The organism is Rahnella aquatilis CIP 78.65 = ATCC 33071 (assembly GCF_000241955.1).
Lineage (GTDB): Bacteria > Pseudomonadota > Gammaproteobacteria > Enterobacterales > Enterobacteriaceae > Rahnella > Rahnella aquatilis.
The window spans coordinates 1,606,839-1,624,678 of the sequence record NC_016818.1 but is presented as its reverse complement, the minus strand read 5'-3'; the positions used below and the strand labels follow the sequence as shown (position 1 = coordinate 1,624,678).

Below are 17,840 nucleotides of genomic sequence, written 5' to 3'. Positions count from 1 at the left end.
TTACGCCTCGGTTTCAGGTTGGGTTTCAGTCACCGGTGATGAGGCCGGTTCGTTTTTTTCAGGGATGAAATCGCCGAGCTCGATGTTTTCAATCATCGCCGCGCAGCCGTAGTCTTCGATCACAAAGTCAATTTTCAGGGACTCGTAGTTTTCGATGCGGTCACGGCGCGCTACTTCTTCGATATGACGGCGGTGTGAGCTGTCCATGATGTAGATAGACAGGTTATCCAGACGGGTGATCAGCAGGGCATTGTCCGGGAAATAAGGCACACGCACCGCAGGCAAATTACCGATGCGTTTCTGGCTGACAATAATGTCACCGGCCAGTTTTTCGCTGTTTTCCTGCGACTTGTTAATCAGCGGGAAATACTTATCGGAAAGCATTTTGCGGCCGCAAATCACTACCAGTCCGGGGTCTTCTGAATGCCACGCATCCAGCAGAAAATCGGTGGCGTTCATGACCGCCGCGTCGATATTCTCAAAATCACCCTTCACGCCAATGCGCACGGTGTCGGAAACCACCGCGCCGGTGTCGTCGGTGATTTTATCCATCACGCGCTCGGCGGCTTCGTTACGCAGCTTTTGCAGCCAGCCGACAGCCACGTCCTGCAACATCTGGAACTTGCTGCGGTCAGACGTTTCCGCGCGGCTTACGCCGTTGAAACCGGCCATGATGTAATCCAGTGCCTGACGTTTAGCGATTGCATCGCGCAGACGGGTCTGGAAGTCCTGATAACGCGCCCACAAATCGAGGGTGTTGTAACGGATATGGAAATCAAAATTGACCTGTTCACACTTATATTTGCGTGAAGCCAGCGCCTGAAAATCTGCGGTTTTACGCTCGCTGCCGCCGTCGGTATCCGTGGTACTGGCAATAGAGCCGGTCACGCCAAGGCCGATTTTTTCACCTTCCTGTTCGTCCACCGGCACCATGTTGATGCGGCTCAGAAATTCTGAGGACTCCTGCACGGTAGTGATAAGGGTCTGCGTGACGGAAGGTTCAACGCTGAATTTTTTACTCAAATCCTCCACATCGACGCCGTTCAGCTCGGCCAGACGGGACAGGTAGGCATTAAATTTAAAACGGGTGTTCTTACGCATGTTTCTCTCACTGTTTATCAGGAATAAAGGGGAACGCCGCCGGTTAGCAGTTCGTCAAAAAGGTGCTTTCACCGTTGCCACCCGGAGAGACCGGACGTTTCGGTTGTTTGAAACTTTCGGTGCTGTCGAGGGAGGTTTTTAACGAGCTAAGCGCCTCATCGCTGGTTTTCACCTGCCCTTTCAGCGCGGTAATTTCCTGCTCCAGTTCAGAGAAGCGTTTTGCGGTGGTTTCACCGGCGGTTTGTAATTCTTCTGCCACGACAGTGATCGCGCCCTGCACGTCAGAAAAACGGGCGTCATCGCTGGTCTGTTTAGTGCTGAACATCCCTTTGATCTTTTCAGTCAGGTTGGTAAGCAGGTTGTCGGGCAGGTCTTCGAAATCCAGCTCGGCAATGGTGGCCACGGAGAACAAATCATCCGGCTGGTCTTTCTTACCGGCGAACGGGTTGACCTTAGCGCGGGCGCTGAATTCGAGCATTTCCGTTCCAAGGCTGGCGGGGTCATCAGTCACGGCCAGACCGACCAGATAGGCTTTACCGGTGTTGGCGAAATTCGGGCGAATTTCCATGGAGGTATAAATTTTCTGCCCTGCTTTGACCATTGCGGCCAGCTCGTCAGTCGGGGTGATTTTGGCAAACAGTGCCCACTTACCTTTCAGGGCTGAATCATCATCAATTTTCTCGCCTTTCAGTTCGACGACATCACCGAGGCGCTTAAAGTCACCGCTGGGTAATAAGCCTCTGATGTGCTCCAGATTGATGCGGCAACCATAGACGCGCGGATCAAACGCTGCGGCCATTTGCTGAATGTCGCTTGCCTCAATATTGCGGCCGTCGCAGGTATCACCCTCAACGCCGATTCGAAACCATTTCGATACTTTCTTTGCCATTGTTCAGATGTCCTGAGTGGGAGTTAGGTTCGGGGCTAGTTTCCCGACCTGACGCCCGCACGGCCAGCGGTGGCCGTCTGACGATCCATTACACAACAGGGGGTTAATGCGAGGGTGTGAGCGGTTGCGTAGCGTGACGCTCATCCATTCAGCGGAGCGACACAATGACCGAGAACAACGCAGGATTAATCAGCGACCCGCGCAGACAGGCAGCACTGCTTTACTGGCAGGGTTTTTCCGTCACGCAAATAGCGGAAATGCTCAGTCTGAAAAAACCCACAGTGCAGAGCTGGAAACAGCGCGAAAAATGGGACGCCGTCGCCCCGATTTCGCGCATTGAAACCAGCATCGAGGCGCGGGTCATTCAACTGGTGATGAAGAGTAAAAAAGAGGGGCAGGATTTTAAAGAAATCGACCTGCTAGGCCGACAGATTGAGCGTCTCGCAAGAGTTAACCGCTACATGTCCACCGGCAGCGAAGCGGATTTAAATCCGAACGTGGCGAACCGCAACAAAGGGGAGCGGAAAAAGGCGGAGAAAAATGTTTTCACGGATGACGCTATCGCCAAACTCAGTGACATTTTTCTCGATGAGGCGTTTGAGTATCAGCGCGGCTGGCATCAGGCGGGTTTACAGCACCGCATCCGCAATATTCTCAAATCTCGCCAGATTGGCGCGACCTTCTTTTTTGCCCGCGAGGCGCTGCTTGATGCGCTGACCACCGGACGTAATCAGATATTTATCTCGGCCAGTAAATCACAGGCGCACGTCTTTAAAAATTACATCATCGACTTTGCCCGTCAGGTTGACGTAGACCTCAAAGGCGATCCGATGCAGCTTTCAAACGGGGCGCGCCTGTTCTTTCTTGGAACAAATATCCGCACCGCGCAGAGCTACACCGGTAATCTTTATCTGGATGAATATTTCTGGATCCCCAAATTTCAGGAGCTGCGCAAAGTGGCCTCCGGGATGTCACTGCATAAAAAATGGCGTACCACCTATTTCTCCACACCGTCTAGCCTTGCCCACAGTGCCTATCCCTTCTGGTCAGGTGAGTTATTTAACAAAGGACGTCGGCACAAAGAACAACGTATTCAGCTCGACCTCAGCCACAGCCATTTAGCCGCCGGGGTGGAATGTGCCGACGGCCAGTAGCGGCAGATTGTCACAGTGGAAGATGCACTGTCCGGGGGCTGCGACTTGTTCGATATCAATCAGCTTTCGCTCGAATACAGCCCGTCTGAATATCAGAACCTGCTGATGTGTGAATTTGTCGATGATAAGTCCTCGGTATTCCCGTTTGAGGAGTTGCAGGGCTGCATGGTGGACAGTCTCGAAGAGTGGCCGGACTTTAATCCCTACGTATTTCACCCGTTCGATGACAATCCGGTGTGGATTGGTTACGACCCGTCGGAAGCGAACGGCGGCGACAGTGCCGGGTGTGTGGTCATTGCTCCACCCGATCAGCCGGGCGGCATTTTCCGCATTCTGGAACGTCACCAGTGGCAGGGTATGGATTTTGATGCGCAGGCCAAAGCCATCGAGGCACTGACAGAAAAATATAACGTTGAATACATCGGTATCGATGCCACCACCGTGGGTCAGGGCGTTTATCAGCTCGTCAGGCAGTTTTACCCAGCGGCGCGCGAAATCAAATACACGCCGGAAGTGAAAACGGAAATGGTGCTGAAAGCAAAAAACACCATCCATCGCGGCTGTTTGCAATACGACGCTGGCCACACGGATATCACGGCGTCATTCATGGCCATTCAGAAAACAATGACGACCAGCGGGGCGAAATCAACCTACCGCGCGAGTCGCAGTGAAGAAGCCAGCCACGCCGATGTCGCGTGGGCAACGATGCACGTTTTGATTAACGAGCCGCTGACCGCCGCCTCCGGCAAACAAATAAAATCTACCTTGGTGATGTTCTGATATGACCCGTAAAAAAAACCGCATCAATAAAAAACTGACGCCGCAATCCGACGCCCAGAAAAGTGAGATTTTCCGCTTTGACGAACCGGCCACGGTGATGGATCGCCGCGATATTCTTAATTATCTGGAATGCCTCAGCAACGGGAAATGGTACGAGCCGCCGGTCACTTTCTCCGGGCTGGCTAAAAGCTTCCGCGCCGCCGTTCACCACAGTTCGCCGATGTACGTTAAGCGTAATATTCTGGCGAGTACGTTCATCCCTCACCCACTGCTTTCTCAGCAGCAATTCAGCCGCTACGCGCTGGACTACATTGTTTTTGGTAATGCGTTCATCGAAAAACGCCTGAGCGTGACCGGCCAGCTTCTCAAACTGGAGGCATCACCGGCCAAGTACACGCGCCGGGGTGTTGAGGAAAATGTTTACTGGTTCGTGGAGAATTACATAACCCCTCACGCCTTTGGTCAGGGAAGCGTATTTCATTTGCAAGAACCGGACATTAATCAGGAACTGTACGGCCTGCCGGAATACCTCAGCGCATTAAATAGTGCGTGGCTCAATGAGTCAGCGACGCTGTACCGTCGGAAATATTTCCTCAACGGCGCACACGCGGGCTATGTCATGTACGTAACTGACCCGGCGCAAAACTCGCAGGACGTGACCGCACTGCGCGACATGATGACCAAATCCAAAGGGTCAGGGAATTTTAAAAATATTTTCTACCACGCTCCCGGCGGAAAATCAGATGCGATCAAAATAATTCCCCTCAGCGAAGTGGCGACCAAGGATGATTTCTTTAACATCAAGAACGCGACACGCGACGATCTGCTTAGCGCGCACCGGGTGCCACCACAGATGATGGGCATTATCCCAAATAACACCGGCGGCTTTGGTGATGTTGAGAAAGCAGCAAAGGTATTTGTGCGTAACGAGCTGGTTCCGTTGCAGGAGCGCATGAAGGAGATAAACGAGTGGGTTGGAAAGGAGGTGGTCAGGTTTACTGATTACGAACTCTGACAGATAAAATTTCCGAGAGTTAGGCTCAGTATTTCTCGCGGTCAGATAATTTGAAAACGATAACGCCCCCGTGTATTTTTATATACCTTCCACAGGGGCATTAATCACTTTTTGCGTTTTTTTAGGTCGGCGATAATACTTTCCCTTTCTGCAATCAGTAATTTATAAGTTGCTGGATCACCTACGTTATTGAATCGAAAATATGTACGGCTCAATTTCAAACCTAAAACACCATCAAGCCACATTTCTCTGGCGGTATCAGCATCAGAGTCATCAATAGCTTTTGACGATATTTTATCCAGTGAGACTAGGATATCGTCATGTAGCTGTAGCAACTGCTTGTATGTAGCTGATAGGGAGTTATTCTTCCGAGAGGAGATGCTTCTCAGTTCATTTATCTTGCCGTTAACCCGGTCTATTGTTCCAAAAACCCCCAACCTAGCTTCAACTGATTTACGTTCAGATTTATATCTAGCTTCTGTCTGAAACAAGAGCTCTGAGTTGATGTAAGAACCAAGATCGTGGGCATCCTTTACAGCTGTTCTCACACCTTCACTAAACTGTGGGTATGCCACTACAAGGCCACCTAAGATTGGGAGTATCTTACCGTAAGCGGTTATTTTAGCTATAATTGAGCCTTCGGAAAACTCAACTTCTATATGAACATTATTACCAATAAAAAACGGAATCCGACTTTCCGCAAAGCTAGTTATCTGCGCCTCTATTCTTGCGATTTTTTCTTTTTTTTCGGCGGGACTTGCACCAGATAACCACTTAGGATTCACATGAATGTACGATTGAGAAATTATATTTCCTGAAATATAGTTGGCCATCCCCTCTCCCATTAGACAAGTCTTTAAGTTTGTATATGTAGTGCCATTACGCTTTTACATTGCATCTTTGAAATGACTTAAGCGCCAGCGCTTCCGACTGGCATAGAGCTAACAGCGCGATTGAGTATAGCTCTGAGCCAAAAAAGTATCAAAATGTTTCAAGATTTCTTCACCTAAGCACAAAGCCATGAGCGCCGTATTACGTAGCACCTGCATACTGGTCTATCTCAACAACAGGACACGACTGTCTCAGGCGCGAGGATAAATATGAAATAGTTAGTAGCGCGCAATGCTATCCCCGCCACGCCTACCCGCTTTACATGTCGATTGTAATGCAGCTTTTTAAAATCATTTTATAGTGGTCTGCACTGGTGGGAAGTTCTGATTGCCGTTCCAAAAAAAAATGCAAAGTCATGCAACAAGAATGCAAATCTCTATGCGTAAAGCAAAGGCTTCATCAGAGATGTGCATGCTAATCTTGAGTGGGACTAACATTCTCCTACTTCATGAAAATTATCAACTTGCAATCGTATTTCAAAGAATTAGATCATAATAATATTTTATGTTTGGCATTGACGGGAAATAAAAAATAATTTAAAAAAACTTATCAAACTAGTGGGGAAAGATAAAATGACGGATCAGGTTGATGCTATTTTATTCGATTTAGACAACACACTCATAAACACTCAAGCCCTAAAGAACTATAGAGAAAATAGTTTGCGAGGCGATTTTACACAAGGACTTCTAGATTTAACAAAGATCTATCCAAAGACAAGAAGCATTCTGGACAGTCTCGCGCAAAGGAACATTCCATTAGGGGTAGTCACTAACTCTCCAAAAAGATACGCACTAAAACTGTTAGAACACTATGATCTGACTAATTATTTTAAAGTTATAATTACCTATGATGACGTTAAAAATGGCGGAGCAAAACCCTCTCCTATAGGTATTAATCTAGCATTAGCTCAACTGGGGCTAAGCTCTAAAAACAATATTCTTTTTATTGGTGATGAAGAAAATGATGTAAATGCTTCATATGCTGCAGGAGTCAAACCTATTGCCCCAGCTTGGGCATCAAAGGAATTCATTGGGCAAGTACCTGCTGCGATGTTAAGCACCAGTCTGCTACTTAGTGAAATACAAAAATTTAGTAATATAAACCTCATAGCTGACAGATGTGCAAATGAAAACAGTTTTGAAATAGAGAAGAAGCAACTTTATTTCATACCCATGACAATTGACGGGCAAATTGGTGCTATTAAAAAAGATGATATCGACATCATATGTTTAGGAAGGTATTTCAGCCAAGGAAGTGAGTTAACCGCTAGAATACATGACATGCATCCACTGTCTAAAGAAATTTACAAGAAAGAGTTATCGAACACATATGTAATCCCCGAGTACTGGGTTAGACTATTGAATCATTTTGTAGAAAAAACCCCAGCATATATTTTTAATAACACTAGCGATTTTCATATTGTTACAGTTATACCATCAAAGAAATCTAAAAACCCTCGCCTTGAAAATATGCTAAATAGGATTTCGAGGATATCAAAATCCACAGCAAAATTCATTCCTGATCTTTTCGAATTTCAAGAAAATGCGAAGAGTTTAAAAACTTTAGGTAGAAAGGAAAATAGGCAGCATGAGATAGGCCAGAACCTTCGAATTAAAGATAAATACTCTACATTGATTGGCAATGCCAAAATACTTATTATTGACGATGTTGTTACAACTGGCGCAACCTTTGAGGGGGCATTTAATCTACTAAGTAGCTATCGCCCTGAACGTATTTTAGGGATTTGTTTAGCTAAAACCGTGAGTGTTTCGGCAGAGTTAAAATTTTGCCCGGATTGCGGAAGACGAATGAAATTACGCACGAATCACAAAGACGACACTCACTTCTGGGGGTGTACCGGATTTCATGAAACCCCTCAATGTAAACACACAGAGAACATGAGGATTAAAGAATGTCCATCTTGTGGTGGAAACATGTACCAAAAGAGAAACAAGAAGGGAGAACTTTTCCTGACATGTGAAGAGTACTATACTGTGAGAAATTGTCGATATACAGAGGATATCTTGTGAGTTTTGTCTCTATAAACACAAAAAAGCTTTTAGCAATTAGCCAATTAAAAGGTGTCGGAGAAAAGTCACTTTCTTCTTTGGCTAATCTAGAACACTTTGATGATATGAGTATTAGTGACATTACAGAGAAGTCCTTAAACAAAAAATATTCAGCAAATGAAATCGATTCAGCGGTTTCTTTTGCTGAAGATCAGATTCATAAATCTGACACACAGAAACACAGGATAATCTCTTTTTTTGACAAGGAATATCCTCATTCTCTGAGACTCATAGAAACCCCGTCGCCGATACTTTTCTGTGCAGGTAATTTAGAAGCGCTTAACGAAAAATGCATTACTGTAATTGGTACTCGCGAACCAACTGGACACGGGGAGATCATCGCAAAAAACCTTACAAAATGGTTTTCTGAAAATGGTTGGAATATAGTCAGCGGTTTAGCAATTGGTGTTGACTCGCTTGCACATCAGGCCTGTATCGATGTGCAAGGAAAAACAATTGCTGTATTAGCTCACGGCCTGGAAACTATTTACCCTAAAAGTAATAGAAAGCTTGCTGAGGATATTTTAGCTCAAAATGGTACGCTCGTTAGTGAATATCACTATGATTCTTTCATAGCAAGATCTAACTTTGTAAAAAGAGATGCCGTACAAGCTGCGCTAGCGTCTGCTGTTTTTCTCGTTCAAAGTGGTGTACCCGGCGGTAGCTTGCACGCATCAAAAGCTGCTTTGGATTTAAACAGACCTTTAATCGTCGTTGGCCAGTCAAAAACAGATTTGATTAATAATGAATCCAAATGCAAAGCTAATATATTATTGTCTGGTAACAATCTAAATGAGATTAAAAAAGCTTTAAAAATAAACTCGTTCGACAAAAACCTAATAATAGCAATGCCGAATAAATCATACTATAAAAAAGTAGATGATGTTTTACAAAATTACCTTTTTACTGTTAAAGAAACCCCTGCTGAAGGGTTTGGGTTTTGAAATCTATAATAGGATAAGATATTTCCTTCCCATTAATTAGCATCGTGGCCCCACGCGCCAGCACATCTAATTGCCAATTTGATGGGTGGATACCTATTTTCACCAAATCAAGGAATATCCTTACGAATCTTGTTCGCTCTTCCCTCGTTAGTCTCGAAGAGGGTGCTAGCTTTCGAGCTTTTGAAGGGTTATAGCTTTGCTGTAGATGTTTAACCGTCGGTAATCGCCTCCTTATAGCGTCTCTCAACACCATAACGACGTCTGTGTCGTCCCACCCAATACTCCCCTCTTCAATTAACTTCAAGACCGCTGCGGTATACTCCGAAGATATCGGAATTATTAACTGTCCTGATTCTCTCTCAACCTTCCCACAGTTATTGACAGGACTCCGAGGCGCGCCGGAGGCGCTTATTAAATTCAAAGGATGAACGGCAACTTCAACAGACTTGGCGACAATGCGCCATTTTGTTGTGCGTGTTTCGTGGATGAGGTCAGTGCCAAGATGAGGGGCATAAACGCCGATGATTTTCTGGATCTCTTCGTCGTACTCGTTTAATTCATCAATCACTTGGCGGGCGGTTCTTACCGTTTGCTCGTCGCGAGGGACATTCGCCCCACCCTGCGCAGAAATATATGCGGCGAAGTCGCCACCGTCGGCTGCTGCTCTTGTAGCTTCGACAAGTTCGTCAAACTCGCTTGCGATACTCACGCCACGCGGCAACCTGCGCAGCTCACGATAGGCTCCCATTGTTGGTACACCGATTGATTTAAATTGCGGGATGCGCCACGTAGAAGCCCATGCAGTAACGGCTGCGGCAGTCTCTGACAATGATCGGCCAGTCTCATGGTCTATCTCACCTTCCAGAGCATAACCATCAATATTCTTGGCTATGTATTTAGCGATATAGCCTGCCGCCCCGCCTTTATTTAAATGCTTACACTCAAAACGCTGAGCTTGTGCCCCCCGTTCATCACCATCTTCTTGGAGTGCATAGCGGCGCATGATGTCAACGGCAGGCTGACGGTGAGCTTTATCGCAAAACAACATCATATGCCAGTGAGGTGTAGCGTCGTGGTGAGGCTCAACTACGCGCATTCCGTATACCTTGATGCCGTTATCTTTGAATGCTGTACGCATCTTGCCCCATATTTTCACCAGATAGTGCTGGCCATCCTTTGGTGAAAACGCCTCTTCATCCCACTTATGATTGAAATTAACGCGGCGATCAGTCTTTTTCCCGACCATGCGTGTTGGATGGTATTTTGAGGGAGTGGTTATCGTGAGGAACATGCCAACATGACCAACTTCTGAGGCATATTTTTCAATTCCTGCAATAGTGCTCATCAACTCCATACGACGGATTTCAGGGTTAGAAATACTCCCCATAACCTTATCGATGAGATCTATACGTTCCCCTGTTTCGATGTTTTCTAAATCACAGGATTTCAGATATTCCATGTTTGCTAAGCGGCGCGCCCGAACATCCCGGATAGCCTGTTTGCTGGCATAGCCAGACTTTTGCAGACTAACCTCGCCAACAGCAATCAGGAGAGATTCGCGCCATTGAGTGCGCTGCGCTTTTAACTGTCGAATCCACCACTCATCATTTACCAACCGCGCGATGCTGGAGAACGCTGAGCGCATATCCAGTTTGCGTTTACAGTATTTTTGCCAGTGCATTGGAGTGATATTAAAAACGCGGGCAGCACCGGCAACCTCACCATAAATTTTCTGCTGTGCGCTATCGGTGAATAACTTGGCTTGAACCCCGTTGTGCTGACTAAGAAGCCGATCGCTCTGCTCTTCATATTCAGTGAACAGCCGGGATGAAATTTGCATTGCAAGACGTTTTAGCGCTTTATCATTCATTCCAGCTAACTGGCGATAACTCTCAGCCTCATCAGTAAAAATTTCATTAGCTCTGCCACTTAAGGCCAACGCATATTTAGCCTGTACAACCTCTATACGTGGCCAAATTCGGGGCATAAAAACATTGATGAGGTAACGATGTGCAGCCAGCAACCCTGAGTTTTCTTTAAGGTATTCATACCGGCCAGAGAAAACGCCACTTAGAAAAAATGGCAGCGCGTGGATCTTGCGTAAGGCATCTTGCCCCTGATGGAATTCATCACGGGTAAGAGGTCTTTCTTTTGAGATTGCAGGACGGGGAGCGTTCCAAGGGTATGCGCCGACAAAAGGAACCTTGTCGGCTTTTATTAGTTTAGGTGGTGGCGAGGGCGCGATACGCCCTCTCGCATTCATCAGCACGTTATTTACCGGACTGCGTCACGTTAAAAGCAACCCGGCAAAGATCTCCAATATTCGCTATTTCATCAGCCAGTTTCGCAAGGGTACGGACATCAGAATCTCTGATATGAAAGTGCAGTAATCCTTTCACCAACTGGTCAATCTTGGCGTAGTAAGCAGTGGCTTCTAAATATTCCTGCCCTTTCTTATCGCCAGAAAGAACAGTTTTCTTTTTGTTGAGAATGAACTGGTAGCAGTCGCTCGTCACAACCCAATTGTCACCGACAGAAATTCGAATCATGCTTAGCTCCTGAAATGTTTTTTCTGTTGTTCGGTGATTTCTTGGCATGGCACACAACGCACGACACCGGGAAATGCAGCGCGCCGCGCCGCAGGGATTGGCTGGTCGCAGTCTTCACAGACTGAGGCCGATACCCCATTGCTATGAATACGATGTGCAGCTACCTGATGAGTCAAAATTTCGAGATTTCTTTCCTGCACGGAATCCATTAAATCTGGCATTACATCACCTCTTTATTTTCTAAACCTTCGTTGTGAAAACGGATGGACTCTTGTCCGAGTAATTCAAGAATTTCAACCCTGTCTAATTGCTCTTGAATCGCGTGACTAATTAGCGAATCCAGATGCGAGGAAAAGGTGATTGCTGCATCAGCCTTAGCCTGATTTCGTGCCTGATTTAACATCCAATTCGTTGCTTCGCTGTCTGCTTTATTTCTCATTTCCTGACCAACTGTTAAGCTCATCTCTGGCTCCAGACAAAGGGATCCCCTACGCAATCAAGCGCAGAATTAAAAATGGTTAATTAGTGGAGGTAAGTTTCGGGGCGAACCGACGTTAATACAGTCGGCGCATTTTCGAACAGGCTAAATAATTCCCGTAGTGCCCGGAATAAAGCCTCTCTCCATGAGCAGGTTTCGTCATCGATTCGCCAATATGGCTGGCTGAATTCTTCTTCCGTTAATCCTGCATGAAAATATAAAGTTCGACGTTCGCTAATCTTTAAACGTCCGATAAAACATGACTTGGTGATCCTGAAACTGCGGTACTTTGCAAAAGCAGCCCGGAGCTCATCAATTGCACAGACAATACGTTCACGATCGCAATCGTTCATTTCCTGCAATTTCATTACGGAATGGCGTTGTCTTAATTGAGCATGAAAACAGATGGTCAGACGTTCACGTTCGCTCATCTTATTATAGAAATCACAAGAGGTTTGCCAGCGAGCGGGCGCAAGGCGTTCCCCAACAGCAGCGCGAAGCCCGGCAGGCTGATTCATTACAATAGCCGCAGTGATTACTGTCATTTTCTCCCCCATGATAAAAACCGTTTTACCGCTACCGCGCGCATAGAACGGCGTGAACAGATAATGATTCCTTTGCGACCTTTCCCATGTGTAATTGAATTATTCATGGGACGTGCGGTTTGATGATTCCAGAGCAGTGGTGCTAAAGAGATTGGGTTTTGCATATTACTGGCCTCTTCTATGCTGCACGGCCGCGTCCACGGCAAGGCTTACTTGCACTAATACGGTCTTTCCATCCGTGCCACTCTGCCGGTGCATCTTCAACAAGCTGATCAGCAAACTTGTCCCACTCTTTACGGCTAATCCATAACTCTGCATGTCCTCCGGGCTTTAGAGGATCAGCCATGTAAAAAGCTGGGAGTTTTCCAGCTTTTGCCATCGCTACGATCGCCGCCGGAGTTTTACCTACATACAGAGCGAATCCTTCTTTTGAAAGAAGATTGCCCGGTTTCTCAGACAAACTGACAGGTTTACGCTTAACGATATCGCCGCTTTCCCCTAAAAGTTCGTCATCATTCGACTGGTCTGATGTTTTAGCTTTCGTATTCATTTGGTATTCTCCTATTTCCTTTCCGATCTGACACCATTTAGACCTATCTAATGTCTTATCGGGTATCTCAATGCTTATAAAATAAGAGATCTGATATTTTATGTCAACTGAACAGTCAGAGAAGCTAAAGCTGATCCGTGAGTCTGAACGACTAAAAGTTAAGGAAGCCGCTGAATTAGTTGGATTAAATTATGTGACTTACCATGGCTATGAATCTGGCAAGTCGAAAATGTCTATGGAAGCGGGGATGAAGTTCTTTAAACACCCGCGTTTTCGCAAGTATCGCGATTGGTTCATGTTTGACGAAACCGACCCAGCTTCCGGCCAAATTGCGCCGGCACTCGCACACTTTGGGCCAGAAAATCCAACCTCATCCCACTCAGACCAAAAGACTGGCTGACCATATACGCCGCACAAATATGTGATTTTTGTACAGTGGCCGACTGTTATAGCCACAAACAGACAGTACCGAACAAAGTTATAACCATTGGAGGGCTTCGCTATGTCAATTAAGAAGCTCGATGATGGTCGATATGAAGTGGACGTAAGGCCGCAGGGTTCCGAGGGAAGAAGAATCCGGCGTAAATTTAATACGAAAGGTGAGGCTCAGATTTATGAGCGTCATGTGCTGGTTAACTACCATAATAAAGAGTGGTTAGAAAAACCGGCAGACCGCCGCAAACTGACTGATTTGCTGGAATTGTGGTGGCTATACCACGGTAAGCACCATAACCGTGGTCTGATAGAAAAAGGCAGGCTTTCAGCAATCATGATTAAGTTTGCTGAAATCGGGGTGACCAGAGCAGACCAGATAACCAAGAAAGCTATAACGGATTATCGGGTCAAGATGATGAATGAAGGCTTGAAGCCAGCCAGTGTGAACCGTCATCAGGCTATATTCAGCGGCATGTTTACCAAGCTGATTGATGCCAATGAATATCACAGCGAGCATCCTTTCAGAGGCGTGAAAAAGCTTAAAGAGGCTGAGCCAGAAATGGCGTTTCTTTCCACGGAAGAAATCACGCAGTTGCTCGATATGCTGGAAGGAGACAACCGCAACGCTGTGCTGCTTTGTCTGGCCACCGGTGGTCGCTGGAGTGAAGTTGCAGATCTTAAAGCTGAGCACATTATTAACTGCATGCTGACATTCATGAAAACAAAGAATGGTAGACGCAGAACAATACCGCTGTCTGAGGGCTTGGTTAAAATGGTGAAAAAACGTAGTACCGGGAAACTGTTTACGCCCAATTACGACACGGTGCGAAACACACTGCGAACTATGAAGCCAGACCTACCCGCCGGACAGGCTGTCCATGTACTGCGGCACACATTCGCCACGCATTTTATGATGAATGGAGGTAATATTATTACACTACAGCGAATTTTAGGGCATTCCACCGTACAACAGACCATGGTTTATGCGCACTTTGCACCGGACTTTTTGCAGGATGCAGTCTCATTAAACCCACTTAACGGAGTGTCCATATAATGTCCACGAATCTGCACTATTTAGGACTAAGTGAAACTTTATGAGTAACTTAACTGATTGTATTTCCACGGAAAGCACCACCGAGTCAGGGGGGCATATGTCCGTTCAAGGTCGCATCCACTCATATGAATCCTGTGGCACCGTTGACGGCCCAGGTATCCGTTTCATTGTTTTTTTCCAGGGTTGCCTGATGCGTTGCATGTATTGCCATAACCGCGATACCTGGGACACACATGGCGGGAAAGAGATCAATGTCGATGATTTAATGAAAGAAGTTGTGACGTATCGCCACTTCATGAATGCTTCGGGCGGCGGCGTAACAGCCTCCGGTGGCGAAGCCATCCTTCAGGCGGAGTTTGTGCGTGACTGGTTCCGCGCCTGCCAGAAAGAAGGGATCAATACCTGTCTGGACACCAACGGTTTTGTACGCCGTTATGATCCGGTGATCGACGAATTATTGGATGTCTCTGATCTGGTCATGCTTGATCTCAAGCAGATGAACGACGATATTCACCAAAATCTGGTGGGCGTATCCAATCACCGCACGCTGGACTTTGCCCGCTATCTGGCAAAACGTAATCAGCGCACCTGGATCCGTTATGTCGTTGTGCCGGGCTGGTCTGATGATGATGATTCTGCGCATAAACTGGGTGAGTTCACCAAAGATATGACCAATATCGAGAAGATTGAATTGCTGCCTTATCACGAATTGGGCAAACACAAATGGACAGCAATGGGTGAGAAATACGGTCTGGATGGTGTCAATCCACCGACCAAAGAGATCATGGAAAGAGTGAAAAATATTCTTGCCAGCTACGGGCATAAAGTTATTTATTAATAACCTGACTTAGCCCATCAAAAGACGCCAACCGGCGTCTTTTTTGCTTTCTGCAGCCGACCGCGGCTTAAGATGCAGGGTATCAGGCGGTTGCAACCGGATTATGTGTATGATCCGCTTTGCGCATCAGCATCGCCAGATAGACCAGCGAGACCACTGCAATCATCACAAACAGCAGGCGGTCTGAATAACTTTGCATCAGTATCGCGGTCATCGTCGGTCCTGCAAGGCTGCCGATGGTGTAACTCATCAGTAAGGCCTGGTTCATCGCCACCAGTTCCTCTGCGTTTACTTTTTCGCAAGCCCAGGACATAGCAACCGGATACAACGTAAAACCCGCGCATCCCAGAATGAATAACGTCGGTGCCATCGCATAACCGCTGAGCATCGCGATACTACCGAGGATAACGGCGAAAATCTGAATACGCAGCACCATCAGGCGTCCATAGCGATCGGCCAAACGCCCTACCGGCCATTGCCCGATAATCCCGGCGCTGACCAGCAATGCCATCCAGTAACCTACATCGGCATCACTCATCCCCTGGTGCGTCAGGAACAGCGGCATCAGGCCGTACAGAGAGCCCAGAACGATGCCGGAAATAATGCAACCGTTAATCCCCAACCGGGCATTACGGCGTCTGAACATCGGCATGACGGCATGACGCGGCTGTTGACTGTCCTGATTCTCTATATGCGTCAACAACAGCGGTAGCATGGCGATAACGATCAGAGCTGTCACCCATGGCAGTACGCTGATAATAGCCGTTGGAACAGTACCTACCAGAAGCTGGCCGACCACCGTGCCGATGTAATACATGATCATATACGCTGCCAGCAACTGGCCGCGATTATTGACGGTTCCGCTGCGCAACAACGCACTTTCCACCACAACCCAGATCAACGCACAGCCGATGCCCGCAACAAAGCGCGCCGTCACCCAACTCCAGAAACTCATTGAAAATGCCAGACCTGCGGTCGCGACAGCAAACAGAATGCAGGAAAGATAATAACTGCGGTTAAAACCAATACGTTTAATCAGCCCGCCCGCGAGTAAAGTACCCAGCAGATTACCGGTGAAATAGGACGAACTGACGAGTCCAACCTGCCAGGTAGAAAGTTGCTCATGGCTGAGCCACAAAGGGACCAGTGTATTTAAAACGGCGATAGAAATCGTCAGCAGCAGGAGTCCGCACAGGAGCAGAGAAACAGGACGGGAATAGGCGGACATAGGGCGATGGTGACCACAAAGAGGAAGAAATTGCGCGCATCATGCCACCGGCGGTTTAAAAGTCAATCCGGCAAAAACGAACCTGAGCACAAACGGAAGAGTGATGATTGAAATCGTTAATCAAATCCTGGGATTAAGAATCATGATGTTTTAAAGACAATATAATATCTCCATGATAACAAACAAGTTTACATTTACCGCACCCGTTACATCTCTTATCATCAACCGCGGGTTGATTTTGTTGATTAAAAAATATTGCCGTACGCGGACATGCAATTTCACACATCCTGCACATGTCATCTAACCGCCCCAGACACTGAGACAAAATTACCGGACGCAAACCGATATCCATCGGGATACATTCATCCAGCGCTCCGCTTTTGCAAGCCTGTGTACAGGCTCCGCAAAAATCACATTCGGCATAATCTATAGCCAGCGAAGCCTTCCCGTCCTGAACGCTTACAATACCGACCGGACACGCCTGTGCACAGTGTCCGCATCCGTCACATTGTTGCAGAAACACCGGTTCGGCAATGGCCTGAGGCGGACGGGCAACAGAACGCGTCAGCACGTCTGCAGAAGATTGAGGCACTTGTTCAATTACCGGTTTTCCCGGTGACAGCAAGCCGCGGAATAACCCACGGCGGCTGACGGTTCTGCTGCTCATCCAGGCACGATAGTAGCTGGCATCACGGGAATCGCTCATCAGAAATACAAATCCACGACTGGCGTTTCCAGACTACGTTGCTGCTTCCAGCCCTGGAGTGTGGATTCTGCCAGTACGGCAATTCCGAGATAAAACGGGTGTGCGGCTTTCTGACGGAGTAATTCAAAATAACGTCCGGCCCATGGCAATAAATGCACAGTCAGAAATTCATCCAGTAATGAGGGTGAATTCTCGGCTAACCATGCGGACATCATCAGCAGCAAACCAATATGATCCTCCGGTTCTGCCTGTTGCAGATGCGGCTCGATGCCGTTTTCACGCATCCACTGGCGCAATGCCAGCGTTGAATCGCCAAACACCACAGATTCTTTGTCCAGATACACCGAGCCCCAGGGTGGCGCAGGTAACGCATAAGGGCCGATAAAAAGACGCTGATACGCGTCATCCAGACTTTCAGATGCGGCGGTAATCTGGCTGAACGTTTCTCCCGCCTGAGTTTTAGCCTCGTCACTCGCACATGGCCATGATTCGGTCCAGACACTTCCTTCAAGTAAGGTAATTAAGACACTAACTTCAGGAGAACTCGGTGGATAAAACAGCATCGCACCCAATATTTTACCGGTTAGACTAATTGATTCAGCTGACATAATTCA

General features: G+C 47.1%; 18 protein-coding genes and 1 pseudogene. 7 read left to right on the top strand and 12 right to left on the bottom strand.

Annotated features, from left to right (window positions below; all coding sequences use genetic code 11):
- Together RAHAQ2_RS07420 and RAHAQ2_RS07415 are read right to left on the bottom strand one after the other, a co-directional pair.
- Positions 1–1,101: a phage major capsid protein, P2 family gene (locus RAHAQ2_RS07420; RefSeq protein WP_015696632.1), complete on the bottom strand. Its 1,101-nt coding sequence runs from the start codon at positions 1,099–1,101 to the stop codon at positions 1–3.
- A gap of 43 nt (positions 1,102–1,144) precedes the next feature.
- Positions 1,145–1,990 carry a GPO family capsid scaffolding protein gene (locus RAHAQ2_RS07415; protein ID WP_015696631.1) on the bottom strand — a complete coding sequence of 282 codons (846 nt, stop codon included), beginning with the start codon at positions 1,988–1,990 and terminating at the stop codon, positions 1,145–1,147.
- A gap of 164 nt (positions 1,991–2,154) precedes the next feature.
- On the opposite strand from RAHAQ2_RS07415, the pseudogene RAHAQ2_RS07410 reads away from it, so the two are divergent.
- Positions 2,155–3,924: pseudogene (locus RAHAQ2_RS07410) on the top strand (terminase ATPase subunit family protein).
- A 1-nt stretch (position 3,925) separates the two neighbouring features.
- Entirely contained in the window at positions 3,926–4,939 is a 1,014-nt protein-coding gene (locus tag RAHAQ2_RS07405) for a phage portal protein (RefSeq protein WP_015696630.1), read from the top strand.
- A 104-nt stretch (positions 4,940–5,043) separates the two neighbouring features.
- Here the strand turns inward: RAHAQ2_RS07405 and RAHAQ2_RS07400 are convergent, their stop codons facing one another.
- Positions 5,044–5,772: a hypothetical protein gene (locus RAHAQ2_RS07400; protein WP_015696629.1), complete on the bottom strand. Its 729-nt coding sequence runs from the start codon at positions 5,770–5,772 to the stop codon at positions 5,044–5,046.
- A gap of 630 nt (positions 5,773–6,402) precedes the next feature.
- On the opposite strand from RAHAQ2_RS07400, the gene RAHAQ2_RS07395 reads away from it, so the two are divergent.
- A complete protein-coding gene (locus RAHAQ2_RS07395; protein WP_015696628.1) occupies positions 6,403–7,860 on the top strand; it encodes an HAD-IA family hydrolase in 1,458 nt (485 codons plus the stop codon).
- Positions 7,857–8,843 (top strand): DNA-processing protein DprA, encoded by a 987-nt coding sequence (locus RAHAQ2_RS07390; protein WP_015696627.1) that lies wholly within the window; start codon positions 7,857–7,859, stop codon positions 8,841–8,843. Before RAHAQ2_RS07395 ends, RAHAQ2_RS07390 begins: the two co-directional genes overlap by 4 nt.
- Here RAHAQ2_RS07390 and RAHAQ2_RS07385 read toward each other — a convergent pair.
- From RAHAQ2_RS07385 to RAHAQ2_RS07360, 6 genes are all read right to left on the bottom strand, one after another.
- Positions 8,809–11,106: a replication endonuclease gene (locus RAHAQ2_RS07385; RefSeq protein ID WP_015696626.1), complete on the bottom strand. Its 2,298-nt coding sequence runs from the start codon at positions 11,104–11,106 to the stop codon at positions 8,809–8,811. The two genes, RAHAQ2_RS07390 and RAHAQ2_RS07385, sit on opposite strands and share 35 nt — an antisense overlap.
- A 7-nt stretch (positions 11,107–11,113) precedes the next feature.
- A complete protein-coding gene (locus tag RAHAQ2_RS07380) occupies positions 11,114–11,392 on the bottom strand; it encodes a DUF5405 family protein (RefSeq protein WP_015696625.1) in 279 nt (92 codons plus the stop codon).
- Positions 11,393–11,394: 2 nt separating this feature from the next.
- Positions 11,395–11,613 (bottom strand): TraR/DksA family transcriptional regulator, encoded by a 219-nt coding sequence (locus RAHAQ2_RS24810; protein WP_013574793.1) that lies wholly within the window; start codon positions 11,611–11,613, stop codon positions 11,395–11,397.
- Complete coding sequence (locus RAHAQ2_RS07370; protein WP_015696624.1) at positions 11,613–11,855, bottom strand: DUF2732 domain-containing protein; 243 nt, start codon at positions 11,853–11,855, stop codon at positions 11,613–11,615. Before RAHAQ2_RS07370 ends, RAHAQ2_RS24810 begins: the two co-directional genes overlap by 1 nt.
- Positions 11,856–11,914: 59 nt before the next feature.
- Positions 11,915–12,415, bottom strand: coding sequence for a hypothetical protein (locus RAHAQ2_RS07365; protein ID WP_015696623.1), 501 nt, complete (start codon positions 12,413–12,415; stop codon positions 11,915–11,917).
- Between the two features lie 178 nt (positions 12,416–12,593).
- A complete protein-coding gene (locus RAHAQ2_RS07360; protein WP_015696621.1) occupies positions 12,594–12,965 on the bottom strand; it encodes a Cox family DNA-binding protein in 372 nt (123 codons plus the stop codon).
- Between the two features lie 100 nt (positions 12,966–13,065).
- On the opposite strand from RAHAQ2_RS07360, the gene RAHAQ2_RS07355 reads away from it, so the two are divergent.
- The 3 genes from RAHAQ2_RS07355 to pflA all read left to right on the top strand — a co-directional run bounded on the left by RAHAQ2_RS07355 (position 13,066) and on the right by pflA (position 15,292).
- Entirely contained in the window at positions 13,066–13,365 is a 300-nt protein-coding gene (locus RAHAQ2_RS07355) for a helix-turn-helix transcriptional regulator (protein WP_015696620.1), read from the top strand.
- A gap of 102 nt (positions 13,366–13,467) precedes the next feature.
- Complete coding sequence (locus RAHAQ2_RS07350) at positions 13,468–14,454, top strand: phage integrase (RefSeq protein WP_015689581.1); 987 nt, start codon at positions 13,468–13,470, stop codon at positions 14,452–14,454.
- Positions 14,455–14,551: 97 nt separating this feature from the next.
- The gene (gene pflA / locus RAHAQ2_RS07345) at positions 14,552–15,292 is read left to right on the top strand and encodes a pyruvate formate lyase 1-activating protein (RefSeq protein WP_015689580.1); all 741 of its coding nucleotides are present in this window, start codon (positions 14,552–14,554) and stop codon (positions 15,290–15,292) included.
- Positions 15,293–15,374: 82 nt separating this feature from the next.
- Here pflA and RAHAQ2_RS07340 read toward each other — a convergent pair whose 3' ends face one another.
- The 3 genes from RAHAQ2_RS07340 to dmsD all read right to left on the bottom strand — a co-directional run bounded on the left by RAHAQ2_RS07340 (position 15,375) and on the right by dmsD (position 17,834).
- Entirely contained in the window at positions 15,375–16,520 is a 1,146-nt protein-coding gene (locus RAHAQ2_RS07340; protein ID WP_015696618.1) for an MFS transporter, read from the bottom strand.
- Positions 16,521–16,653: 133 nt separating this feature from the next.
- Positions 16,654–17,226 carry a ferredoxin-type protein NapF gene (gene napF, locus RAHAQ2_RS07335; protein WP_015696617.1) on the bottom strand — a complete coding sequence of 191 codons (573 nt, stop codon included), beginning with the start codon at positions 17,224–17,226 and terminating at the stop codon, positions 16,654–16,656.
- On the bottom strand, positions 17,226–17,834 hold the full coding sequence (gene dmsD, locus RAHAQ2_RS07330; RefSeq protein WP_015696616.1) for a Tat proofreading chaperone DmsD: 609 nt from the start codon (positions 17,832–17,834) through the stop codon (positions 17,226–17,228). The genes napF and dmsD overlap by 1 nt, the downstream gene beginning before the upstream one ends.
- Positions 17,835–17,840: the final 6 nt, after the last annotated feature.

Coding starts and splice junctions, on each gene's coding strand:
- RAHAQ2_RS07340 (WP_015696618.1), bottom strand. CDS start 16,520: ATGTCCGCCTATTCCCGTCCTGTTTCTCTGCTCCTGTGCGGACTCCTG.
- dmsD (WP_015696616.1), bottom strand. CDS start 17,834: ATGTCAGCTGAATCAATTAGTCTAACCGGTAAAATATTGGGTGCGATG.
- RAHAQ2_RS07395 (WP_015696628.1), top strand. CDS start 6,403: ATGACGGATCAGGTTGATGCTATTTTATTCGATTTAGACAACACACTC.
- pflA (WP_015689580.1), top strand. CDS start 14,552: ATGTCCGTTCAAGGTCGCATCCACTCATATGAATCCTGTGGCACCGTT.
- RAHAQ2_RS07360 (WP_015696621.1), bottom strand. CDS start 12,965: ATGAATACGAAAGCTAAAACATCAGACCAGTCGAATGATGACGAACTT.
- RAHAQ2_RS07385 (WP_015696626.1), bottom strand. CDS start 11,106: ATGAATGCGAGAGGGCGTATCGCGCCCTCGCCACCACCTAAACTAATA.
- napF (WP_015696617.1), bottom strand. CDS start 17,226: ATGAGCGATTCCCGTGATGCCAGCTACTATCGTGCCTGGATGAGCAGC.
- RAHAQ2_RS07355 (WP_015696620.1), top strand. CDS start 13,066: ATGTCAACTGAACAGTCAGAGAAGCTAAAGCTGATCCGTGAGTCTGAA.
- RAHAQ2_RS07405 (WP_015696630.1), top strand. CDS start 3,926: ATGACCCGTAAAAAAAACCGCATCAATAAAAAACTGACGCCGCAATCC.
- RAHAQ2_RS07365 (WP_015696623.1), bottom strand. CDS start 12,415: ATGACAGTAATCACTGCGGCTATTGTAATGAATCAGCCTGCCGGGCTT.
- RAHAQ2_RS07350 (WP_015689581.1), top strand. CDS start 13,468: ATGTCAATTAAGAAGCTCGATGATGGTCGATATGAAGTGGACGTAAGG.
- RAHAQ2_RS07380 (WP_015696625.1), bottom strand. CDS start 11,392: ATGATTCGAATTTCTGTCGGTGACAATTGGGTTGTGACGAGCGACTGC.
- RAHAQ2_RS07420 (WP_015696632.1), bottom strand. CDS start 1,101: ATGCGTAAGAACACCCGTTTTAAATTTAATGCCTACCTGTCCCGTCTG.
- RAHAQ2_RS24810 (WP_013574793.1), bottom strand. CDS start 11,613: ATGCCAGATTTAATGGATTCCGTGCAGGAAAGAAATCTCGAAATTTTG.
- RAHAQ2_RS07370 (WP_015696624.1), bottom strand. CDS start 11,855: ATGAGCTTAACAGTTGGTCAGGAAATGAGAAATAAAGCAGACAGCGAA.
- RAHAQ2_RS07400 (WP_015696629.1), bottom strand. CDS start 5,772: ATGGCCAACTATATTTCAGGAAATATAATTTCTCAATCGTACATTCAT.
- RAHAQ2_RS07415 (WP_015696631.1), bottom strand. CDS start 1,990: ATGGCAAAGAAAGTATCGAAATGGTTTCGAATCGGCGTTGAGGGTGAT.